Origin of the sequence: Novosphingobium sp. B-7 (assembly GCF_000410615.1) — a bacterium.
GTDB classification, from domain to species: domain Bacteria; phylum Pseudomonadota; class Alphaproteobacteria; order Sphingomonadales; family Sphingomonadaceae; genus Novosphingobium; species Novosphingobium capsulatum.
In genome coordinates this window covers 1-2,450 of record NZ_APCQ01000769.1, presented here as the reverse complement: position 1 = coordinate 2,450, position 2,450 = coordinate 1, and the positions used below count along the sequence as shown (strand labels likewise).

Genomic DNA, 2,450 nt, shown 5'->3' with positions numbered 1-2,450 from the left:
GCATTGCCACGCCAGCCTCCATGCGCGAGACGGCAGCGCGCGTGCTCGACGGCGAAGGGCCGCAAAGCGCGCGGCGTTGGCAGGGCAGCGCCGATCCGCTGGCCCTGGAAGGGGCCATGCCGCCCTATGCCATTCCCGAATGCGCGGTGCAGCATGTGCCGGTGGCGCTGCCGCTGGCCACAGCGCGGATGCGTGGCGGCGGCGCGGCCATTACCGCGTTCCTGACCGAAAGCTTCATCGACGAATGCGCCCATTTTGGCGGTAGCGAGCCGCTGGCTTTCCGCATGGCCATGCTGGGCGGGCAGCCGCGCCTGGCCGCCTGCCTGCAGGGCGTGGCGCATCTGGCGATGTGGGGTGGCGGGGCCGATGCCTCGGGCCAGGGCATTGCGTGCCATGCAATGTCGCTGGCCGGAGCGGATGGGCCGCGCCATGGCTATATCGCCGTGGTCGCCACCGCGCGGCAGGTGGAGGGCGCCATCCGCGTCGAGGCCTTGAGCGCATGCGTCGATATCGGCCGGGTGATCAATACCGACCTGGCCCGCCAGCAGATCGAGGGCGGGCTGTTCTTTGGCCTGGGGCTGGCGGTGGGTGGCAGCACCGGCTATGCCGCCGGACGGCCACTGGCAGGGCATTTCAGCCAGCTGGGCTTGCCGCTGCTGGCCGATTGCCCCAAGGTCGAGATTGTCTTTGTCGAGAGCAGCGCCCAGCCGTTCGACCCCGGCGAACTGGGGGTGGTGGCGGTGGCGCCGGCCATCGCCAATGCGCTGTTTTCCGCAACCGGGCTGCGGTTGCGCCGCCTCCCCCTCCTGTCTGAAGGCGTTTGATGACCCCTGCTGCCCCAATCCATGCCTGCCCCGCCCATCTTCCGGCCGATCATCCGCCGGTGGCCACCGGGCGTATCGGGGTGCTGCTGGTGAACCTGGGGACGCCGGACGCACCCGACACGGCCTCGGTGCGGCGCTATCTCAAGGAATTCCTGTCGGACAAGCGCGTGGTGGAAATCCCCGCGCTGCTGTGGCAGCCGATCCTGCGCGGGATCATCCTGCGCACGCGGCCCAAGAAATCGGCCCATGCCTATGCCCAGGTCTGGGGCCCGGAAGGATCGCCACTGGCCGCGATCACCGCTGGCCAGGCGCGCGCGCTGCAGGCGCGGCTGGGCGACGGCGTGATCGTGCGCCATGCCATGCGCTATCAAAGCCCGGCGATGGCCACGCAGCTCGATGCGCTGCTGGCTGCCGGGTGCGAACGCATCCTGGTGGCGCCGCTCTATCCGCACTATTCCGGCGCCACCACGGCCAGCGCGCTCGATGCCCTGGCCGACTGGATCAAGCAGCGCCGCCGCCTGCCGGCGCTGCGCACGCTGCCACCCTATCACGATGACGACGTGGCGATCACGGCACTGCATGCCGACATGGCGCGCCAGCTTGGTGATCTGGCGTTCGTGCCCGATGTGCTGCTGCTGAGCTATCATGGCATGCCCGAGCGCACGCTGCACCTGGGCGATCCCTATCACTGCCACTGCCGCAAGACCTCGCGCCTGCTGGCGGATGCCTTTGCCCAGAGCCATCCTGGCATGGCGGTGATGACCAGCTTCCAGTCGCGCTTTGGCCGGGCCAAGTGGCTGGAGCCGGCGACCGATACCACGCTGGTGGAACTGGCCGGGGGCGGCACCCGCAAGGTGGCGATCGCCGCGCCGGGCTTTTCCGCCGATTGCCTGGAAACGCTCGAAGAACTTGCACTGCGCGGCAAGGAGGATTTCCTGGCCGCCGGCGGCACCGATTTTGCCGCGCTCACCTGCCTCAATACCTCGCAACACGGCATGGACCTGCTCGAAGCCCTGGTGCGGCGCGAACTGGCTGGCTGGATCGCCGTGTAGGCGTAAGCTGGCCGTGCGCGCCGGCCCGCCGCTGCGGGCGATTTGACACGCCCGCCAGACATGGCATGTTCCCATCCAGCCGTGCTGCAATGCCGAAACGGGGGTTTCGGGGGCAGCGCGGGTGAACGGGCCAGAACCGGCAACAGGTTCGGCCCGATGGAGAGAGCATGCTGACATCGGCGATTCCTGCACAAGCCCATGATTCCCCTGCCGTGCCGCTACCCGTGGCCGGCGCTGATCCGACACTGGCCGCGCCACCGCTTGAGCCTGACATTCCGGTAAGCCGCGTGACGGCCTGGCAAGATGACGCGGCCCTGCTGCTGCGCGAACGTGCCAACCTGGGGCCGGTGTTTCGCCGGGGCGAGCGGGTGATCCTGCTCGATGCGGCGCATAATCACCTGGTGCTTGCCGATGATGGCACGCGGTTCGTGCCGCTGGCGCGCCAAGCCGATCTGCCAGTTGACTTGGCAGTGCTGGAGCGCGCGCTGGGGGCGGAGCTGGGCCGCTGGCGCGCTGGCACGGTGCGGTTTCAGTCGGCCATGGCGATGACCCTGGCGCGCGCGCTGGTGCCGGC

General features: G+C 69.3%; 3 protein-coding genes. All 3 read left to right on the top strand.

The genetic code is table 11. From position 1 onward, the window contains the following. Positions 1–824 (top strand): molybdopterin cofactor-binding domain-containing protein (locus H926_RS0108515; protein WP_043608681.1); only part of this gene is annotated, 824 nt, incomplete at its 5' end. Beyond that, positions 824–1,876, top strand: a complete 1,053-nt coding sequence (gene hemH / locus H926_RS0108510) for a ferrochelatase (protein ID WP_022675915.1) — start codon at positions 824–826, stop codon at positions 1,874–1,876. The genes H926_RS0108515 and hemH, both read left to right, overlap by 1 nt. Before the next feature lie 167 nt (positions 1,877–2,043). After that, on the top strand, positions 2,044–2,450 hold a 407-nt coding region (locus tag H926_RS26410), incomplete at its 3' end, for a hypothetical protein (RefSeq protein ID WP_148291682.1).

Bases quoted from the DNA above. Each gene is read 5' to 3' on its own strand.
- hemH (WP_022675915.1), top strand. From the start codon at position 824: ATGACCCCTGCTGCCCCAATCCATGCCTGCCCCGCCCATCTTCCGGCC.